Below are 20,188 nucleotides of genomic sequence, written 5' to 3'. Positions count from 1 at the left end.
GCTCCTGTACCTCCAGTTGCTCCTGTTGCTCCTGTTGCTCCAGTTGCTCCTGTTCCTCCAGTTGCTCCAGTCGGCCCAGTCGGTCCTGTTGCACCAGTTGCTCCTGTACCTCCAGTTGCTCCTGCTGCTCCGGTTGCTCCTGTTGCTCCTGCTGCTCCAGTTGCTCCCGCTGCTCCGGTTGCTCCTGCTGCTCCTGTACCTCCAGTCGCTCCTGCTGCTCCTGTTGCTCCTGTACCTCCAGTTGCTCCTGCTGCTCCTGTTGCTCCTGTACCTCCAGTTGCTCCTGCTGCTCCTGTTGCTCCTCTCTTCCCTCTCTTACAACACTTTGAGGTCGTAGTTGTTGTCGTAGTTGTTGTCGTAGACGTTGTCGTACAACAACAATGTGAACTCGATTTTTTCGGATTATTACTCATATAAATTTGTAACTCTGGTTCAATCGAATCGAGGACTTGTTTAATTTCCTCTTTATTTAATCGCTCCAAATATTCCACCTCTTCCCATTGTTTTAATAGTTTATGAGCTAGAATATATTTTGCGAGGGCTGGATGAGAAAACAATCATTCCCCTAGTAGAGTGACATATCGCATGAAATCTTAATACTATATTATGTAAAAATACTACTTACAAGAGGTGGCAGAATGAGCATCAACGATAATCTTTCTATCCCACATTTTCACATTACTGCTATTCCCGAGCAGCTAGAAAAATTAAACAAGAACATCTACTTAGAGCTATGGATCCCGGCAGTCCTTCGCCTTAATCAAGATGAATATCAAATAAAGCTGGCCTATCGTGGCTCACATACCCGTAAATTTCCAAAAAAATCGTTCCAGGTCAAGTTCATTTCACCAATGGTTTACAAGGGAGAACAAGAATTTCATCTTAATGCCGAATATGCAGACCCCTCATTCATACGAAACAAACTTTCCTTTGACTTTTTTACCCGTATCGGAACCCTATCACCACAAACCTACCATGTGCTGCTGTACATCAATGAACAATTTGCCGGTATATATTTGAAGCTTGAATCTGTAGATGATCTTTTTTTACAAACAAGAGAATTGCCCGACGGGCCGATTTATTACGCCATAAATTCGAAGGCCAATTTCTCGCTTCTTAATCCTAAAACCTCTGAAGTTAAAGACTCCCTTGAAGAAGGGTATATGAGAAAGTGCGGAACGACTGCAGACGATGCCGATTTACGCACGTTTATTTATAAAATCAACACAACCACAGTCGCTCAATTTGAATCCGAAATTGAAAAACTGTTGGATGTCGATAGTTACCTTCGCTGGTTAGCAGGWGCCGTATGCACTCAAAACTTCGACGGCTTTATTCATAATTACGCTTTATACCGCAATAGAGAAACAGAACGGTTTACTATCATTCCGTGGGATTACGACGCAACCTGGGGAAGAAATGTGAACGGACACGTACTGAAGCATACGTATCTTCCGATAGAGGGGTTTAATACACTCACTGCGCGTATCTTGGATGTGTCTTCATTTCGCTTATCATATTGTAGTCTTTTGCATGCCATTTTTCGCGAGCATTTTACAGAGACGGCACTGGAGCCTGAAATTATTTCACTGCAGCAATTGCTTCATCCATTTATCCATCTCGATCCTAATAAAAAAGACGGCGATGGCATATTTTTAGGCGAGCGAGGATTCATTCTTTCTTTTATCGAGAAGCGGAGGACATTTTTGATGGAGAGTATAGAGTCATTTCAAGCACCAAAAAAATAAGGTAAGCAAAGCTCTTCAAGTTTTCTCTTTGGTTCTTCGAAGGATAACCAGATCGTCCACATATCGGACGAGCGTGGGCTTCAACCTTAAGATCTCTCCACCAGTTGCCTGTTAGCTACGAAGCGACTTGTTCTCTTACCTCGTTTTAAATTTCATAAATTTAGTTGTGCTTAGCTTTGATAGGCACGCTAAAACATAAAAACCCCACTTCATCCGAAGTGGGGCTGCCTATAAATATTGTCGCCTGCTATTCAGCCGGCAATTAATTCCTACACCTTACGGGAAGTCAACTTCGCTTGCGTCAGCAACATCAAGTAATCGTAACCGCCTGCTTTGGAATCCGTACCGGACATGTTGAACCCGCCGAAGGGATGTACGCCGACAAGCGCTCCTGTACATTTGCGGTTGATGTACAAGTTACCGCAATGCACGGTCTCCAACGCTTTTGCGATGCGATCTTCGTCCGTGGAGAAGTACGACCCCGTCAACCCGAACTCCGTATCGTTGTACATCGCAATTGCTTCCTTCCAATCCTTTGCTTTCGCAATCGCGAGCACAGGCCCGAAGATCTCTTCCTGCATCAAGCGCGCCTTGCCGCTCACATCCCCGAACACGGTTGGCTGAATATAATAGCCGTTACCTTCCGCTTTGCCGCCGCCAACTAGCAGCGTGCCCTCGCTTTTGCCAACTTCGATGTAGTCCAAAATCCGCTCATACGATGCTTTRTCAATCACCGGACCTGCCGCGAAGTTTAACTCCGGCAGACCGCTTTGTAGTCTGTTCGTGTAGGCGACAACCTTCTCGACCACTTCATCGTAAACCGACTCTACGATGATGGCGCGGGAACCCGCGGAGCATTTCTGTCCTTGGAAGCCAAAAGCCGAAGCCACAATCGCAGCCGCAGCTGCATCCAAATCCGCCGTTTCGTCGACGACGATGCCGTCTTTTCCACCCATTTCAGCGATGACTCGCTTAATCCAAATTTGTCCCGGGGCTACATCAGCAGCCAAACGGTTAATCCGTAAGCCAATTTCTTTCGACCCCGTGAAGGAAATGAAACGTGTCTTCGGATGCGTCGTCAAGTAGTCGCCAACTTCAGCACCGCTGCCAGGGATAAAGTTGATCACGCCCGCTGGCAGACCTACTTCCTCCATCAAAGCTACGAATTTATGTGCGATAACAGGAGTCGTAGATGCTGGCTTCAACAGCACCGTATTCCCCGAAACAACAGCAGATACCGTCATACCTACACAGATTGCAAGCGGGAAATTCCAAGGTGGAATCACAACGCCAACACCAAGTGGGATGTAGGAAATCTGGTTGTTCTCACCGGGAATTCTCACCAAAGGTTGTGTCTCATTGATCCCACTCAAACGGATCATTTCACGCGCATAGAACTCGATGAAATCGATCGCTTCCGCGGTATCGACATCGGCTTCTACGTAGTTTTTGCCGGACTCCAAGATCATTAGAGCTGAGAATTCATGCTTGCGCTCACGCATAAGAGCAGCCGCTTTGAACAAATATTCCGCACGCTCTCTTGCAGGTACTCTTTTCCAGGACACGAACGTTTCGAGTGCGGTGTTCATTGCTTTTTCAGCCAAAGCCTGATCAGCCTTACTCACGTACCCGATCACTTCATCCACATTACCTGGATTGATCGATGTAATTTTCGCTTCAGTCATGACCTTCTCAGCACCAATATATAGCGGGTACTCGCGTCCAAGCTCGCCTTTCACCTTCGCGATCGCCGCTTGCATTGCCTTCACATTGTCCTCTAGTGCAAAATTCGTAAACGGTTCATTCGCGTAAGGAATAACCTTAGTTGATAATGTAGTCATGTATAATGGCTCCTCTCCGAATAGAAAGCTATTTTAAATGTATTTACCCGTGTTTATTTGAACATATTTTTAAGCACAAACCAGACATTGGCTGGCCGCTCTGCTAACCTTCTCATGAAATAACCGAACCAATCCACGCCATACGGCACATAAATACGAACGCGGTAACCCTCTTTCACTAGTTGCTTTTGCAAATCTTCACAGATCCCATAAAGCATTTGGAACTCGAATTGATCTTTCCCGATGTTATGAGTGCTCACGAATTGTTTCGTGAAATTGATAATTGCCTCATCATGACTTGCGACAGCTGTATAATGTCCGTTCAACAGATGCTTCTGAATAATCACTTTGTAATTCTCATCGACAGCACTTTTCTCTGGAAATGYAACCTCAGGAGACTCCTTATAGGCTCCCTTCACCAATCGCAAATTCGCGCCAAGCTCATGCAAATCATCGATATCCTTCTGGGTGCGGAACAGATAAGCCTGAATCACAATCCCGACATTGTTGTATTCTTCACGCAGCTCACGATAAATATCTAATGAAACCTGACAATGCGCATAATCCTCCATATCAATCCGGACAAAATTACCATGCATCCGCGCACGATCTAGAATCCGTTTCATGCTGCTTACGCAAAGTTCTCGGCTAATATCAAGCCCTAAAGATGTCATTTTCAACGATAAATTGGAGCGAACACCCGACTCCGCTATCGCGTCGAGGGTTTGGATACACATCGCAGCCGATTCTAACGCTTCTTCCTCGTTAAAAACAAACTCGCCTAAATGGTCCAACGTCGCCAAGCGCCCATCTTGATTCAAACCACGCACGGCGTTGATCGATTGCTGAATCGTCTCACCTGCTACAAAGCGCGCAGCACCAAATCGGAGTCCATATTTCTTCGCTAAGCGATTGGCTGCACGACTTTTGCCAAGGGATTGAAACATATTACGCATCATGAGTTCCATCTGTGGTTGCCTCCAAGAAGAAAATGTACACTTATGTTTAATTTATAATCGAATTATACACTTAATTTTCAAATTTGAACACTCTTTGTTCAAAAATATTTTTTTTAACTTGTACAAAAAGGCCTAAACCCCATCCATATCTGTACAATATTCACCTAAGGGCCAAGATGTGTTGAATCACCTACCTTTTCATGGTAAATTAAAACCAAATATGGTGGCTAAAAGAGGGTTAACATGTTCATGCCTGAACACTTTTCATTAAACACACAAATTCAAACACTTCCATTAGACACGAAACTTACTGAAGTTATTACGGTTCTGCACAGTGGCACTGCCGTACTCGTTCATAATAATCACACGGTTGCGCTATTTACACCTGAGGATGCTGAACTTATGCATGCCTTTACCGCTGTCAAAGTGGCTGAGTTACTTCTAATGACATCTTATTTCAACACACAGCAGCATCCCCTAGCGAAACTAACCACACCAACAACAGATCTAGAGCTTCCACAAGGAACGAAAAGACACATCCTATGCACGGATGACACAGGCACAATCACAGGCTATCTCACCTTACATGCGTATGCGAATTACGCTTTGAAAGAGCGGCAGAAGTGGCACGCTTACTTTACTGCGCTTGCAGATACAGTGACAGATGCCGTCACTGTGGTTGATCGGGATGGTGCCGTGATTTGCTGGAACCCAGTTGCAGAAGAGCTCTATGGGCTACCGCGTGCAGACATTGTTGGCAAGCGGATCGGGGAACATTTTGACGTGGAAACCTTGATGGTTTTGAAAATGTTAGATGAAGGCCGGCTCATCCGCAATACGTATCATCGTCCGAGGCCAGAAACACATGTCCTCATTAATGCTTCCCCAATCAAAGATGCCGCGGGTACGATCATCGGTGGCATTGCAACAGAACAAGATATTACACAATTGGTGCGATTGAATGAACAATTAACAACAGTCGAGTCCGTAGGGCTCCCTTTTGAAGCGTCGCAGGAAGATCCGTTTGCCCTTATCAAAGGAAAAGGACCGGCTATCGGCAAGGTCATCCAATGGGCCAAAAAAGTCGCAGCCACCGAAACTCCCGTCCTGTTAATTGGTGAATCGGGGGTTGGTAAAGAGCAGCTGGCGCAAATCATACATCAGTCCAGCTCGCGCTCGGCGCAGCCTTTTGTAACCGTACATTGTGGTGTTGTGCCTGCGGGGATTTTGGAAACCGAACTATTCGGTTATCAAGGTGGGGCTTTCAGTGGAAGTGAAAGTGGTCAGCCCGGTAAATTAGAATTGGCCAAAGAGGGTACACTGTTTATTAACGATATTGAGAAAATGTCCCTCGAGCTCCAAGCCAAGCTGTATCGCTACATCACCCAGCAAACGCTTGTCCGCTCTGGCGGGAACCAGCCAATTCATGTAAGGACGCGCATCATTATTGCAACGACACAAGATTTGGCCAGCAAACTTGCTTCTCATGAATTTCGAACTGATCTCTATTACGCTCTGAATGTCGTGTCCATTCGAATTCCGCCTCTTCGCGAGCGTGTCGAGGATATTCCTGCGATGGTTCATATGTATCTCAAACAGTTTTCGATGCATTACCAGAAACCAGTTCCTACATTAGCGCCAGAAGTCATACTAGCATTGACGCAATACGATTGGCCGGGAAATATTCAGGAATTGAAAAATGTGATCGAGCGTTGCATTATTTTAAATGAAGATGATGTTATTACAATAGACCAACTGCCTACCGCTCTTCAGGAGCAACAGCCGAGTTTAGTTCAAGACACTGAAACATCCACGATGAYGTTAAAAGAAACCGTTAGCGAGATTGATGAAATTACTTTGATTGAAGAGGCATTAGCCAAAACCGCTGGGAATAAGAGTGCTGCAGCCAAGCTGCTCGGGATTTCGCGTGGAACGCTTTATAATAAAATGAAGGAATTCGAAATGGAGTAATTTATCAATGGAAAGAGGGCTCACCAATTATGGTAGCCCTTTTTTAATAGTATGAAAACTCGCTATACAATTTGTAGATCAGTCCAGTACCTCACGAAAAAGCTCAAGTTACTATCAGTCATACCTAGCAATAGTCATAGGTAGTGAATAATAGTGACATTGAGCTCTGTAATAAATAAACTCTATTTAAATAAACATCAGTTAATCGTTATACCTGCACTAGCAAAGCCGACTACAGTTTCCAAAAGGTCCAGTCCGCCTGTATCGAGTGAGAATACCATTAAGAGGCGATCTTGTGCGGCAACTGCTAGATTAAACGGAAGCATTGCATTCCTTGTAGTACCTATAGTAACCAAGCCGCCTAGTGACGGTGTTAAAGGAACTACAGCAGCTGTCGGCGAGAATATGTTGCTGCCAGCAGGTGCTCTATACAAGGTTGCAGTAATTGTAACTGGGCTTACCAACGTGACGCCAGCAGTAACACTGAAGAATGCTGATAAGGATGTGACTGTTCCGGCGCGAGGCACCGAGAATGCGAAGTCCAGAAGTCCTCCACTGGCTGAGAGATTAATAGTTGTCCCACCAACAACAACATTATCGATTGAACTTCCGAATCCGATAAGGCCACCCGTGCTGAGTAAGCCACCTAAAACAGAGGCTAATGCTACTGGAGTGCCTGATGCAAACGGAATAATTGCACCCGGTCCAGCTGCTCCAGTTGCTCCGGTTGCTCCTACTACTCCTGCTGCTCCTGCTGCTCCTGCTGCTCCCGTGGCTCCGGTTGCTCCTACTACTCCTGCTGCTCCTGCTGCTCCTGCTGCTCCCGTGGCTCCGGTTGCTCCTACTACTCCTGCTGCACCGGTGGCTCCGGTGGCTCCGGTTGCTCCTGCTGCACCCGTGGCTCCTGTTGCTCCTGCTACTCCTGGCGCACCTGTTGCTCCAGTAGCTCCTGTTTCTCCTACCCCTGGACCCGTTGGTCCTATCGGACCTATTGCTCCGGTTGCTCCCGTTGCACCTATACCCATTGGACCCATCGGCCCCATTGGTCCCACTGGTCCCATTGCACCTGCTGATCCTGGTGCCCCGGTTGGTCCAGTGCCCCCAATTCCGTATGGTCCTGTTGCTCCAGTAGCTCCTGCCGCACCCTGTGACCCCGTTGGTCCTGTATGGCCTCTCTTGCCTCTATCGCCATCTTCACCTTTTTTCCCTTTTTCCCCTCTTTGCCCCGTTGCTCCTGTTGCACCTATTGTTCCAGTTGCACCTGTTGCTCCTATTGCTCCAGTTGCTCCAGTTGCACCTGTTGCTCCTATTGCACCATTTGCTCCAGTTGCTCCAATTGCACCAGCTGCTCCAGCTGCTCCAGTAAAGCCTCTGAAACCTCGGGGACCGCGATTTCCTTTAGGACCTCTTTTACAGCATCTCCGCTTGATCTTTACGATGACAATCTTGCGGCAGTGTTTTCTCACTTTTTTCTTACGTTTCTGACAACCGCATCCACTTACTTTATGGAGCTTTGCTCCACCTTTTTTAATAATTGTACGCTTTTTCACTGTCATGGTACTTTTCTTTTTGCCAACTAAGAGACTCAACTACAACACCTCCTGTGATGCTTCATCATACGGATTATCCCAGAGGTTTGTCTGTACTTTTTGGCAATAGATGGTTGTCCATTACAAAATATGCATATGACTATATGTAATGAAAATGTGTTTCTGAAATAATGATAGGATTAAACGTGGTTGCAAGGCAGTATGGAATTCGCTACAGACCTGTTATCAATTTGAAAGGAGCTAGCTATTATTAATGTAGTACATTCGGATCAACGGTATTATGATGTGCCAACACATTCGTGTGAATTTACCCCAAATCAGGTTCCGGCAAAAATTGTGAGGAAAATCCAAAGCTAGATACATTAACTTCTTTTTTTGATCTAAGAGCCTATTCTGGTTAAGATAGGCACGCATCATCTTTTAGCTTGCCGATCTTCCAGCTCTCTAAGTAACCAAGAGCTTCTTCGTACTCTTGCTCCCACTTCACTGCTCCGTAATAAAAAGGCCCAAAAGAAGGTTAATAACCTTTTGAAAGAGAATGGATTTCACCAAGTAATTGGGCCAATCTAACCGTCTTGTCTATGCTTGTCAGACGATATGGCACGGCACAGATCCACTGCTGCAAGTTTTCAACGGCTGCTAGAATCCCTTAACCATCTGCACCACTTCCAGTTATTATGGTTTCAAGCAGATAAGATCCCCTTTCGCATTATGAAAGGAGGATCTTATCTTAAATTCAGGAGATAAAGTAATTAAATACGTTAATCTTCATCATCGATATCTGAACTTGAACTKGAGCTGGAATAATGCACTCCACAATGTCCTCTTTCCCCTCTCTCTCCTGTCGGTCCTTTTGGACCAGTAGGTCCTGATGCACCTGTTTCTCCCGTTGCTCAGTAAGCCTCTCTCTGGACGTAAAAAAGGCATCCGCAAAACTGCGGATACCCTGCTCAATTTACCTTTGATCACTAATTGTAGCATTGCTATTATTGGATGATAACACTGTCAAAGGATCGTAAGGCGTACCAGCTATTGTTCCAGATAACAATGCAATATCAACTGCATTTATTGGAATTCCCCATGAGTTGCCTGAAAAGACAAAGATCGCCTGATCAACTACAAATCCGCGAGTATTATAAACTACATTACTAATGATTTGACCAGTTGAATTTGGATTTAAATAAGCTGGTTGCCTTAGTGAATAAAAAATATTATTTTGAACAATTAGATCTATCACATTAGATTGCGTTACAAATCCACGATTTACTACCCAACCTGTTGATGGTCCTGCTTGAGGCGGTCCATAAATAATATTATTAGTAAGCATATGATTTGTTCCGGCTAGTTGAATAAACTCAGTCGCATAAGGAACATCACTGGTAATTGTCAATCCGTCTATTGTTACACCATTTCCCGTAACAAGAAAAGGAATTACGGCAGCTTGTAACGATATTAATGTATTAGGATATCCTCTTAATGTTACCCCAGCTTTATTAATTACTATTTGTGAAACAAGAGGATAAGTGCCACCTAATATATGAACTATTCCTGTTGGGGAAACAGCTGTCACACCTTGTTGTATTGTACCAAATGGACTAGCCTGTGTACCATCTCCTCCAACTGCCCCTGCTTGAACAAATACTTCAAATGGGTTGGGTTGAATCGAACCTATTGGTCCCGTTGCTCCGGTTGCTCCTATGTCACCTGTTGCACCAGTTGCTCCTGTTGCTCCCGTTGCTCCAACAGCTCCTGTGTCACCAGTTGCTCCGGTCGCTCCTGTTGGTCCCGGTGGACCACCAGCTGGTCCAGTTGCTCCGGTTGCTCCTGTGTCACCTGTTGCTCCTGTGTCACCTGTTGCTCCTGTTGCTCCGGTCGCTCCAACTGCTCCTGTTGCTCCTGTTGCTCCAGTCGCTCCAACTGCTCCTGTTACGCCCGTTGCTCCGGTTGCTCCGGTTGCCCCTGTCGCTCCTGTGTCACCCGTTGCTCCGGTTGCTCCGGTCGCTCCAACTGCTCCTGTTGCGCCCGTTGCTCCGGTTGCCCCTGTCGCTCCTGTGTCACCTGTTGCACCCGTTGCTCCGGTTGCTCCGGTTGCTCCGGTCGCTCCTGTGTCACCTGTTGCTCCGGTCGCTCCTGTGTCACCTGTTGCTCCTGTTGCTCCAGTCGCTCCAACTGCTCCTGTTGCGCCCGTTGCTCCGGTTGCCCCGGTCGCTCCTGCGTCACCTGTTGCTCCTGTTGCTCCGGTTGCCCCGGTCGCTCCTGCGTCACCTGTTGCTCCTGTTGCTCCGGTCGCTCCAACTGCTCCTGTTGCGCCCGTTGCTCCTGTTGGTCCCGGTGGACCACCAGCTGGTCCCGTTGCTCCGGTTACTCCTGTGTCACCTGTTGCACCCGTTGTTCCGGTTGCACCTGTTGCTCCTGTGTCACCTGTTGCTCCTGTTGCTCCGGTCGCTCCAACTGCTCCTGTTGCACCCGTTGCTCCGGTTGCCCCTGTTGCTCCTGTGTCACCTGTTGCTCCTGTTGCTCCTGTTGCTCCTGTTGCTCCCGTTGCTCCGGTCGCTCCAACTGCTCCTGTTGCACCCGTTGCTCCGGTTGCTCCGGTCGCTCCTGTGCCACCTGTTGCTCCTGTTGGTCCCGGTGGACCACCAGCTGGTCCCGTTGCTCCGGTTGCACCTGTAGTTCCCGTTGCACCTGTAGCTCCTGTAGCTCCTGTCGCACCTGTTGCTCCAGTTACTCCTGTCGAACCMGTAGCTCCAGTTGCCCCTGCTGCTCCTGTTGCGCCTGTTGCTCCTGTAACACCACCTACATAAGGAAATTCAATTTCAATTTTTCCTCCATTGTACAATTCAATTTCAATTTCCTCGACCTGAATCCAATCAATGAGTGCTAAAAAATTGTTAAGTTCAGACATTCTTTGAATAGTGCCATCGCCTATGTCGAATTTCAATTTGAATTCAGTCTCATTAAAATACTCAATTTCAATTTTTTTGATGTTCATTATTCCCACGATTCCTATTAAATTCATTAACTGAATAAGTTTACTCAACGTACTTTCACCTCCATATTATTTTAATGCTAGTAACCTGCAATCGAGATACGGTTTCTTTTAATGAGACATACCTCCCTTACTTAAAATGAAACTACTCTAGTTTCCTCGTATATTATATGTGTACAAACTTTCAGTGCATGGACGAATGAGAGAGGACAAATGATGAAAAAAAACATTTTTTGTAAATACTTGATTGAATTAGGTACTAAAGTTCGAACTAGAACCTCCCAACGCACTTCTAAACACATTTCGAACATGTCATAGTTGATAGATTTCAAGTCATATGTACCGCAAAAAGAAGCGGCTGCGCCCAAATTTATAGGGAGCAGTCGCTTTTTTTATAAACCTGATGTATCCATAATATACTGCATCACCGTATCTACCCTATTATCACTCGGTACAAGAATACCTAATCCATTATTCGTATAAACGCGATGGAAGCTTAGAGAAAAAGCCGTTACCTTTAGAAAATCTTCTATTGCTGTCAACACGCCGTTTTCTTCCCCATATTCATTCATCGCATTGAACTGGGTTTCATTAATGCCCCCTGATTCAACTAGATCACTGGAGCCGGCTTTCACCCMTTTTTGGGCATGCGGTTTTCGATATTGGATAGGAATGGTATTCGGAAAGTAGTAAGAATCACGTCTTCCGTATGGCCACTCCGTATCATGAAGAATGACAATCGGAAATTTACCTGATCTAGTTGCCATTTGCTCAATTGCCATTAATTCATGATATACGGTATACCAATTGTGGTCTCCGTCTATGAGAACCAGATCAGCAGTTTCGAGATCTGATAATACTTCCAGACTGTGCTTTTTATGAAGGACTAATTCCTCAGAAAATACTGCTTCATAAGCATAAGTATTAAATCCCGGTGCAGGATCAATGACTGTTAGCTTACTGTTCATCATTTTACAGAACTCAAGTAATTTAATCGTTGAACGACCTGCTAAAAAGACACCAATTTCTACAATGTGAGAAGGCTCATATTTGATTAGAATAKGTTTAATTATTTTTTCAAAAAACCGTTCCATGCCACAACTCCTTTTTGATCACCATATTCTTCCAAAGGATATTTGGTTCCCTATAACTTCATTTACAAGCCGTGCCCTCAACATGAAACTATGAATAGTTTAGAAAGACCAGGTTGGATTTTATCTCTACACAGAAAGCGAGTGAACACGTTGATTACCATAAGTCTTTGCATGATCGTTAAAAATGAGGAGAAAACACTTCAGCCTTGTTTATCTTCCGTTGCCAAAGCAGTTGACGAGATCATCATCGTAGATACCGGTTCTACCGACCAAACGAAATCGATAGCAAGCTCCTTTACGGATCACATCTATGATTTTAAATGGATAGATGATTTCTCGGCAGCACGTAACTTTGCTTTCCGGCGAGCCACGAAAGACTACATTCTATGGCTGGACGCGGATGATATTTTGAAAGAAGAAGATTGTAACAAGCTTATAAAGTTAAAAGCAGATCTGGAGCCTTCCGTCGATTCGGTCACGATGTTTTATAATTATGCCTTTGATGAATTTGGCACCCCGACTTTCAGATTTAAGCGAAATCGGTTGGTGAAACGGGAGAATCAGTTCAAATGGATAGGCGCGATCCACGAATATTTAGAGGTTCACGGAAATATTGTGGACTCTGACATTACCGTTACGCATTGCAGAATCCATACAAAGAGCGACAGGAATCTCAAAATATTTCAGAACAGGCTGCTGCGTGGTGAGACTTTCACACCTCGGGATTTATATTACTACGCGAATGAATTAAAAGATCATAACAAGTACGCAAAAGCTATTATTTATTACAATAAATTTCTTGCGAATGGAAACGGCTGKGTGGAGGATCAAATCTCCTCCTGCAGCAATCTAGCGGATTGTTACCAGCACCTTGGCAACAGTGAAATGGAACTACAGTCCGTATTCCGATCCTTTCAATATGACAGCCCGCGTGCTGAGTTCTGTTGTCGTCTAGGCTATTATTTTTTAACTCGAAAGCAATACGATTCTGCCGTGTTTTGGTACAAATTAGCAACAGAACTACAGGTTCCTGCACACAATTGGGGATTTTCTAATCCTAAGTTTTCAACTTGGCTGCCACATTTACAGCTCTGTGTCTGTTATGACCAACTAGGAGAACACGCAAATGCTTATAAGCACAATGAAATTGCCCGCACCTTCAGACCCAAAGATCGAAATATCCTCCATAATAAAAAGTATCTTGAGTCCGTTCTGCAAATATCGGAGAACTCTGAATCCACAGAATGAGAAAGAAACAGCGGCTGCGCCTTATGATACGAGGCACAGCCGCTGTTTATCGTTTACATCAACTTTCTTCATCAATAATGCATTGGTAAATCTCGAGATATTTGTCGGTCATCGCACTTGTTGTAAAATGCTCGAGGACATATTCGCGGAGCTCATATGGATCCGGAAGTGTCTCATGGATCAATTTATTCGTCATCTCTTCGACAGAGCGGCATATCAATTGAGGAAACCCGCTCATTACTTCAGGAACAGATCCATTTGGCAAGGCCAAGACAGGTGTTCCACAGGCCATAGCTTCCGTCATGACGAGACCAAATGGCTCCTCAACCAGTGTCGGAAATAACATGCATCTGGCATGCTTCAATAAATCTTGTCGAGCTTGCCCTCCGACTTCACCGACATATTGAATAGATGGATTCGACAAGGTCTTGGAGAGAATCTCTTTATGGAAATAGTCATGATCATAGACCGGTCCAGCTATAATTAACCTTTGGCCCGCTCGCTCTGCCGCTTCAATCGCATGATGGACGCCTTTATAAGGAATAATAGCTCCAATGAACAGCAGATAATCATCTTTTTGATCGGAGAATTGAAATTCATCCGGGTTTAATCCGTTATAAACGACGTGATCATGTGGGGTGCCGAACAAGTCCCGATGTCTTTTACTTAAATAGACGGCATGTTTAACCGGATTGGTTAATGGATTATGAATCGTACAAACCGTTGGTACCGCGAGTTTCTTTTGCCCTACAACGGAGAGCTGCGTGTGGTCATGAATGATATCAACCCCTGGTGGCAATGTTAGCTTGACAAAGCCAGGAATTCGCCACATGTCATGCCCCTCGTGCAAATAAGGCATTAACTTTCCTCGAACCTGACTTCCAAAGGGAGCATAAAGAATAACTTCATGCCCCCGATCTACTAGCTCCTCTGCCAGCGTATAAACAACTCGCTCTATGCCGCCGTATTTTACGGGTGGGACAGGAAGATAATCGGGACTTATCAGTGCAATCCTCATTCCTTTTCCTCCTACAAGATTCCCAATGAGATACTACTTCTTACTAATAGGTATATAATGTCGTTCTATTCGAAAAGGCTTCTCTCTCTCTACAAGCTCTGAGGGATTGTAGCCGAATTGATCCAGCTCTAAACCCGTTATGCCTAACGACCACTTTCTGGCAAATCGTTCTGCATTCGAGTAGGCGCTCCCTGAATAATTCGTTTTGTTCGATTGGAACGTACTTCCTCCATAGTGATGAATGTAAACATCATTCGCTACCCACAGAATTTGACCGCTGACACGGGCTCGTAAACAGAAATCGTCATCTTCATAATTGCCTGGGAAAAACCTTTCGTCCAGCCCACCTATTGTTCGAATAAGATCTTTATGAAAAAGCATGCAATGCCCGATTAATTTATGAGGGAAGAAGCCTTGATCTTTATGCATCAGCGACCAATGGGAGGCAAAAACCTCCATCTCAGCAGAGGACTTATAGGGAACATTATAGACGAGCTGCGACCAAGCGACATTATTAGAACGGGGCCCAACGATAGCGATGTTTGGATTCTTTTGAAGGCATCCCAGTAAACGAATCAACCAACCTTCGGTAACAACGGTATCGTTATTCAGCAAACAAATGTAGTCACCGTCAGCTTCTGCGATCCCTTGGTTGTTTCCAGCTGCAAACCCTTTATTATCCTGATTACATATGAGCTTAGAGGAAGGGATTGTTTGTAAGTACTCCACAGTACCATCCGTCGATCCATTGTCTACAAACACGAATTGAATCACTATGTTGTCATCGGCATGTCGCAAAATACTTTCAACGCATTCTTTCGTAAATCTCAATCCATTCCATGTCAGCATGACGATTGAAATAAGTGAAGGCATCCCATTTCCCCCTTTCAACTCACCCCTTTTAAAATGACCATAATATAAGTATTCATTTGATTTTCATATKGTGCAGGCTCGTTKGAACATGAAAAAAAAGCCCCCTTTCCTACTATCGGAAAGAGGACTCACTTATCCTAGCATTCAGCGCCGCTCATCTCATTGGTAAAAAATCGTTTATACTCTTTCGGTGTAAGTTTAATGGCTGATTCGCCTACATAATGGAACTGCAACGCACGACGTTTCTTCGTAGATAGATTATAAGGCGTACCGTGCTTGAGTAACCCGTGGAACAATAGGATGCCTCCAGGTAATAATGGCACAGCAACATCCCTCTCTACTTGTACATGGGCATCACACAGCTGCCAATCTCTAATTGCATAATGTGGTGTTGCCCCATCGGCATGCGAACCAGGGATAACATGCATACAACCATTATCAAGCGCTGCTTCATCTAGTGCGATCCACACACCAACCACAGGTTTCTCATATGCCAAATTCCCATAGGCCATATCTTGATGCCACGGCTTCTCCCCTCCACCATGCGGAGGTTTAAGCAATGCCATATCCTGAACAAGCCGCGGTGTTTCTCCTAGAATATCTTGAACGATGGCAAGGATCGCAGGATGCTCCGCAATCCCTCGCAAGCGTTCGTCCACCTGAACGAACTCGTGTACCTTCCTAACCGATAGTTCCCTCTCTTCGTCTGTTTTCAATTCACTCTTCGGTTTTGAGAATTGGATGAGTGCCCCTTTATTATCTTTAAAAATAAGGTCATACAAAGCTTCTTTCGAATTCTGAATTTCTTCTTCATCTAGTACATGTTCGACCGCCGCGAAGCCATTTCTCCAATAATCGGCGAGATGAGACTCATTCCAATTGTTACCACCCTCAATTTTATCTGCAATACGGTCGTAACGGTAAAGCTTTGCCGAAATTTCTTCAGGAGATTGATCGGTTGGTTCAGTTCTAGGCATAACGGTAACCCCTCCGTTTAAATAATTTAACGATTCATATCTTTATTATATGAATAGAACATAGTAAAATAAATGCATTCAAACACCATACAATTTGCACTATTTTACATAGAGGGGCAGTGATCTTGCATGTCAGTTTTCTCATCCCAGGTGCTAGAGCTCAATAGCTATTTCGGTAAGACCATTTGTGAGGTGAATTGGAAATGGAGCAGCCGTGAGCATGAGCCTTTCCAAGACTTCGATTTCTGGTATGTATGGGATGGTGAAGGTGAGGTCACCTTAAATAGCAAACGTTACCACGTGAGTAGCGGTGATTGTTTCTTGTTTAAGCCAGGGGACTTGTCCAGTGCGAAGCATAATCCCGAWCGTCCTCTGACCGTTACGTATATCCATTTCTCTGCTGAAGGGGATCATTCGTACCCAATGTCTCTGCCATCTTTCGTCCATTTCGATCCCGCTGAGTTCCACGAGAGCTATCTAGATCGTTTCGTACAAGTACGACATACCAAAGCGTATGGGCATGAAGAAGAAGCGAAAACGTTGCTCAAACTCATTCTTTTGCTTTTTGAACGTCAAGCACCTGACCATCAACCTCAGGGTGATCCAGCGTCGCGCTCAATGAATCGAGTCATGTTGGATATCGCGGCTCACATTCGGCAAGATCCCGGGCGGCAGCATAGCATTCAAGATTTAGCCAAAGAAGCTCATCTATCTCCACGATATTTCTCCCTAAAATTCAAAGAAATCATGGGCCAGACGATTGAATCGTATCTCATTCAGTCCAGAATTGAACGTGCCTCCTATTTGCTTAAGCTTGGGATGAATGTCAGTGAAGTCGCTGAGGCGCTTGGTTATCGAAGTATTTATTTCTTTAGCCGCCAATTCAAAAAAGTGACAGGAACGAACCCCTCTCAGCTTCGCACCTGATACATTTTTTTTGCAACTTTGGCTGAGCGTGATAAAATGTACATTCACGACAGCATCGTGCTAGTACATCAAGRAAGGTTAGGTCATCATGCATTCATCCAATTTATTGCGATCGTTTAACTTTATGTATTTCGCATTACTTGCCCTCTTCGTCTCTTTTCTACCCGTCTATTTGGACGCGCAGGGACTTTCCACATCCCGAATTGGTCTCATCATCGGAACTGGTGGTTTCATCGCCATCTTTTCACAGCCTCTATGGGGCATGATCAGCGATCGCACGAAAACGATCAAAAAAATCATGTTACTTCTTCTCTTCTGTTCCACCATCATCGGGTACTTGCTGTACGATTCCAAGAGCTTTATCGTGCTGCTTCTATTTACGATGCTGCTTTACTTTTTCTTAATGCCGCTGGATCCTTTGACAGAAAGCCTAAACTTCCAGACCGCGGAACGGCTTGGCACGAGTTATGGTTCCATCCGTACATTCGGTGCAGTCGGCTACGCTGTGATGTCGTTAATTGTAGGCTATGCGGCGCAGTATTTCGGTATCCATAGCTTGGCCTACCTGTTTGGCGGCATTGGTATATTGAGCTTGATCATATGCTTCGCGCTGCCTGATGCGCCTGTGACTGGGAAGCCCATCTCACTGCGCAGTCTGCGAAATTTTCTAAGTAATAAAGAAACCATTTGGTTTATGGTTTTAATCTTCATTTGTGCAGTCCCGCAGCGGATTAACGATACATTTCTTGGTGTCTATATCCGTGAATTAGGCGGCAGTAATCATTTGGTTGGCATTGCCTTTTTCTTAGCAGCTGGGAGTGAAATTCTAGTATTCGCTATAAGCTTCTGGTGGCTTCGAAAAGGCAAAGAATTAGCGCTTATTTCATTCGCTGCGTTCTTCTACTTCTTGCGCTTCTTCATCAGCGCTTGGGTAACGGATCCACATGTGCTTGTTGCGATTCAGCTTCTCCAAACGTTCACATTCCCTATTTTTTACTCAGCTGCGATTCAGTACTTGTATCAGATCGTCCCTGAGGAGTGGCGTGCAACGGGACAAACCGTGCTAGCAATCATCTTCTTCGGGGTCTCGGGTATCGTCGCTTCTTATCTTGGTGGATGGTTTTATCAGACCTTTGGTGTACACACGTTATTTATCTGGGTGTCGGTCTTGTCATTCTCTGGATTCTTGTTAAGTCTGGTGCTGCGTGCGGTCTATCGTAAACAGAAGCTGGCAACCTAAGCTTTTTCTGCTAAAATGATAGGATAGGAAGAAACGGGGGCACATCATGGATTACATTATATTAGATATCGAATTTAACGGCCGCAAGTTTGCCAGTGATTTACCTATGGAAGTAATTGAGATCGGTGCAGTTCGTTTAGATGCTTCTCTTCAGCAAGTAGATGAATTCTCAGCCTTGATTAAACCAGTATATTTCTCTAAATTGAATGCATTTATTAAAAAGAAAACCGGGATTCCCCAAGAAGATATTGACGAAGCGGCTGGTTTCCGCAAAGTGATTACCGACTTCTTAGCTTGGCTTGGACGGAGTGAAGAATTGTTGCTGGTCACTTGGGGCGGCGAAGATCTCAAGCGAATCGTGTTTGATACACGAATGCATAAGTTAGATGATGCGTATTGGATGGCGGCTCACTATTTCGACTTATTGAAAGGGTTCACCCGCTTCAAAAAAGTAACGAATGACGTCAGCGTCGAAGCCGCGCTTGTTGATTTGAACATCGCCGCTGAGGGCACGGCTCACAGAGCGTTAGACGATGCGAAGATGACAGCGGAAGTATTCCGCTCGATCTTCTCCGAACTGGATTTTGACCGCAAGCAACAGTATGTGGACATGTACACGAATGCCAAGGAACGCAGGCTGATCAAAACAGCCGTAAAAACCATCCATATGCAAAAGGTCGTTCCGACCTGGGAGCTTTTCGTCGAGAAATACTTCGCGGATAAAATAGAAGCAGCCGACGCTAAAAAAGTCGACGAAATGCAGACGCTATTCGCAGCCGAAGTCGCGAAAGGTGTGCCAGCCGCGAAGTCCGCGGTCAATACGGCCGCTAAGGAGAACACAGCATCGCAATAGTGCACTGTGTTGTCTCAACCCCATCCCTACAGGGAGGGAACGAGGGTTCACTATTTGTAAGAAAATCAGTTAAATCGTCATCGAAGGGGAACTACAGTGCCTTATTTCTCCGAAAAGCATTATTAATCTCAAAAATAAGCTAGATAGTGCATCTACGTTCCCCTTGGAGCCCGTATCGAACGATTCCCGTAAAATAGCACACCTACGTTCCCCTTCATCGGTTCATTTTCATGGTCACAAATAAGGAGCTAAGCGCATAAAGCAGCTTAGCTCCTTTTATTTACATATTGAGCTTTCTCCAACCATTACAGCTGATCCACGCCCAAACGGTTCGCATAGAAACCGGTGATCACATTGTCTTGGGTCGTCTTGGATCCATTAGACTGTAAGGAAAGTAACGTATCGGTTAGCTCCATAAACCACATCTCATCCTTGATGCCAAGAGCAATGTCAATCATACTGCGTACGCCATCTTCTGAATCAAGTCCGCTTATTGGTAGTGTCTTCACACTGGAGAGTTTCACTTCAATTTGATGTCCAATAATGTCATCTTGATCCGAAGCAATGACATGAACGAAGGCGACACCATGCTGCCAAGCGATCGCTCCCACATACCCATGAACCATTTCATCTTCACTTGTTGTTGCGACTACCCAATCACCAATTGCAACATTCAACATACGCCTCGCCACCTTCACTCGAAATGTTAATTCATACTGTAATTATAATAATTACAGTATGAATTGTCAAGTAGGTACAGTGGCCATCATGGATGCTGCCATTGACAAGTGCCAATCCRTACCTGCTGTATCGGTGAATAACTTCATGGCAATCGGTAGTGTCTGATCCTTGAGCGATGTCGTCAACATCCAAACAAATGGCATCAAAATCACAGCTGAA

At 45.1% G+C, this 20,188-nt stretch carries 16 protein-coding genes and 1 pseudogene; 6 read left to right on the top strand and 11 right to left on the bottom strand.

The features are described 5' to 3' along the window. Positions 1-482, bottom strand: a pseudogene (locus AC1DLM_RS25060) (exosporium glycoprotein BclB-related protein); the annotation flags it as partial. Between the two features lie 156 nt (positions 483-638). Between AC1DLM_RS25060 and AC1DLM_RS25055 the strand changes: the two are divergent. Continuing rightward, a complete protein-coding gene (locus AC1DLM_RS25055; protein ID WP_441991844.1) occupies positions 639-1,748 on the top strand; it encodes a CotH kinase family protein in 1,110 nt (369 codons plus the stop codon). A gap of 269 nt (positions 1,749-2,017) precedes the next feature. Here the strand turns inward: AC1DLM_RS25055 and pruA are convergent, their stop codons facing one another. Then, positions 2,018-3,589 (bottom strand): L-glutamate gamma-semialdehyde dehydrogenase, encoded by a 1,572-nt coding sequence (gene pruA / locus AC1DLM_RS25050; protein WP_477571499.1) that lies wholly within the window; start codon positions 3,587-3,589, stop codon positions 2,018-2,020. Positions 3,590-3,642: 53 nt separating this feature from the next. Continuing rightward, on the bottom strand, positions 3,643-4,557 hold the full coding sequence (locus tag AC1DLM_RS25045) for a proline dehydrogenase family protein (protein WP_477571498.1): 915 nt from the start codon (positions 4,555-4,557) through the stop codon (positions 3,643-3,645). Positions 4,558-4,791: 234 nt separating this feature from the next. On the opposite strand from AC1DLM_RS25045, the gene AC1DLM_RS25040 reads away from it, so the two are divergent. Further along, entirely contained in the window at positions 4,792-6,519 is a 1,728-nt protein-coding gene (locus tag AC1DLM_RS25040; protein WP_477571497.1) for a sigma-54 interaction domain-containing protein, read from the top strand. A 197-nt stretch (positions 6,520-6,716) separates the two neighbouring features. Here AC1DLM_RS25040 and AC1DLM_RS25035 read toward each other — a convergent pair whose 3' ends face one another. From AC1DLM_RS25035 to AC1DLM_RS25025, 3 genes are all read right to left on the bottom strand, one after another. Continuing rightward, complete coding sequence (locus AC1DLM_RS25035) at positions 6,717-8,108, bottom strand: exosporium glycoprotein BclB-related protein (RefSeq protein ID WP_477571496.1); 1,392 nt, start codon at positions 8,106-8,108, stop codon at positions 6,717-6,719. 916 nt (positions 8,109-9,024) lie between these two features. Then, positions 9,025-11,109, bottom strand: a complete 2,085-nt coding sequence (locus tag AC1DLM_RS25030) for a collagen-like triple helix repeat-containing protein (protein ID WP_477571495.1) — start codon at positions 11,107-11,109, stop codon at positions 9,025-9,027. Positions 11,110-11,450: 341 nt separating this feature from the next. After that, the gene (locus AC1DLM_RS25025) at positions 11,451-12,152 is read right to left on the bottom strand and encodes a class I SAM-dependent methyltransferase (protein ID WP_477571494.1); all 702 of its coding nucleotides are present in this window, start codon (positions 12,150-12,152) and stop codon (positions 11,451-11,453) included. Positions 12,153-12,293: 141 nt separating this feature from the next. Between AC1DLM_RS25025 and AC1DLM_RS25020 the strand changes: the two genes are divergently transcribed. After that, positions 12,294-13,400: a tetratricopeptide repeat-containing glycosyltransferase family 2 protein gene (locus tag AC1DLM_RS25020; protein WP_477571493.1), complete on the top strand. Its 1,107-nt coding sequence runs from the start codon at positions 12,294-12,296 to the stop codon at positions 13,398-13,400. Positions 13,401-13,458: 58 nt separating this feature from the next. On the opposite strand, the gene AC1DLM_RS25015 is transcribed toward AC1DLM_RS25020, so the two are convergent. The 3 genes from AC1DLM_RS25015 to AC1DLM_RS25005 all read right to left on the bottom strand — a co-directional run bounded on the left by AC1DLM_RS25015 (position 13,459) and on the right by AC1DLM_RS25005 (position 16,268). Then, a complete protein-coding gene (locus AC1DLM_RS25015) occupies positions 13,459-14,418 on the bottom strand; it encodes a glycosyltransferase family 4 protein (RefSeq protein WP_441991852.1) in 960 nt (319 codons plus the stop codon). A gap of 33 nt (positions 14,419-14,451) precedes the next feature. Continuing rightward, entirely contained in the window at positions 14,452-15,291 is an 840-nt protein-coding gene (locus AC1DLM_RS25010; protein WP_477571492.1) for a glycosyltransferase family 2 protein, read from the bottom strand. A 137-nt stretch (positions 15,292-15,428) separates the two neighbouring features. Beyond that, positions 15,429-16,268, bottom strand: coding sequence for a phytanoyl-CoA dioxygenase family protein (locus tag AC1DLM_RS25005; protein WP_477571491.1), 840 nt, complete (start codon positions 16,266-16,268; stop codon positions 15,429-15,431). Between the two features lie 129 nt (positions 16,269-16,397). Here AC1DLM_RS25005 and AC1DLM_RS25000 point away from each other — a divergent pair, with 129 nt between their 5' ends. The 3 genes from AC1DLM_RS25000 (at position 16,398) to AC1DLM_RS24990 (ending at position 19,288) form a co-directional block, all read left to right on the top strand. Continuing rightward, entirely contained in the window at positions 16,398-17,195 is a 798-nt protein-coding gene (locus AC1DLM_RS25000; protein WP_477571490.1) for a helix-turn-helix domain-containing protein, read from the top strand. Positions 17,196-17,283: 88 nt separating this feature from the next. Next, on the top strand, positions 17,284-18,435 hold the full coding sequence (locus AC1DLM_RS24995) for an MFS transporter (protein ID WP_171635013.1): 1,152 nt from the start codon (positions 17,284-17,286) through the stop codon (positions 18,433-18,435). A gap of 46 nt (positions 18,436-18,481) precedes the next feature. Further along, positions 18,482-19,288 (top strand): 3'-5' exonuclease, encoded by an 807-nt coding sequence (locus AC1DLM_RS24990; protein ID WP_441991856.1) that lies wholly within the window; start codon positions 18,482-18,484, stop codon positions 19,286-19,288. A 305-nt stretch (positions 19,289-19,593) separates the two neighbouring features. On the opposite strand, the gene AC1DLM_RS24985 is transcribed toward AC1DLM_RS24990, so the two are convergent. Both AC1DLM_RS24985 and AC1DLM_RS24980 read right to left on the bottom strand, forming a co-directional pair. After that, positions 19,594-19,968 carry a hypothetical protein gene (locus AC1DLM_RS24985; protein WP_477571489.1) on the bottom strand — a complete coding sequence of 125 codons (375 nt, stop codon included), beginning with the start codon at positions 19,966-19,968 and terminating at the stop codon, positions 19,594-19,596. 66 nt (positions 19,969-20,034) lie between these two features. Further along, positions 20,035-20,172, bottom strand: coding sequence for a hypothetical protein (locus AC1DLM_RS24980; protein WP_477571488.1), 138 nt, complete (start codon positions 20,170-20,172; stop codon positions 20,035-20,037). Positions 20,173-20,188 lie beyond the last annotated feature (16 nt).

It is taken from the genome of Paenibacillus sp. 01T442 (genome assembly GCF_056398345.1).
The sequence above is the reverse complement of the archived record's forward strand: the minus strand, read 5'-3'. Positions and strand labels throughout refer to the sequence as shown.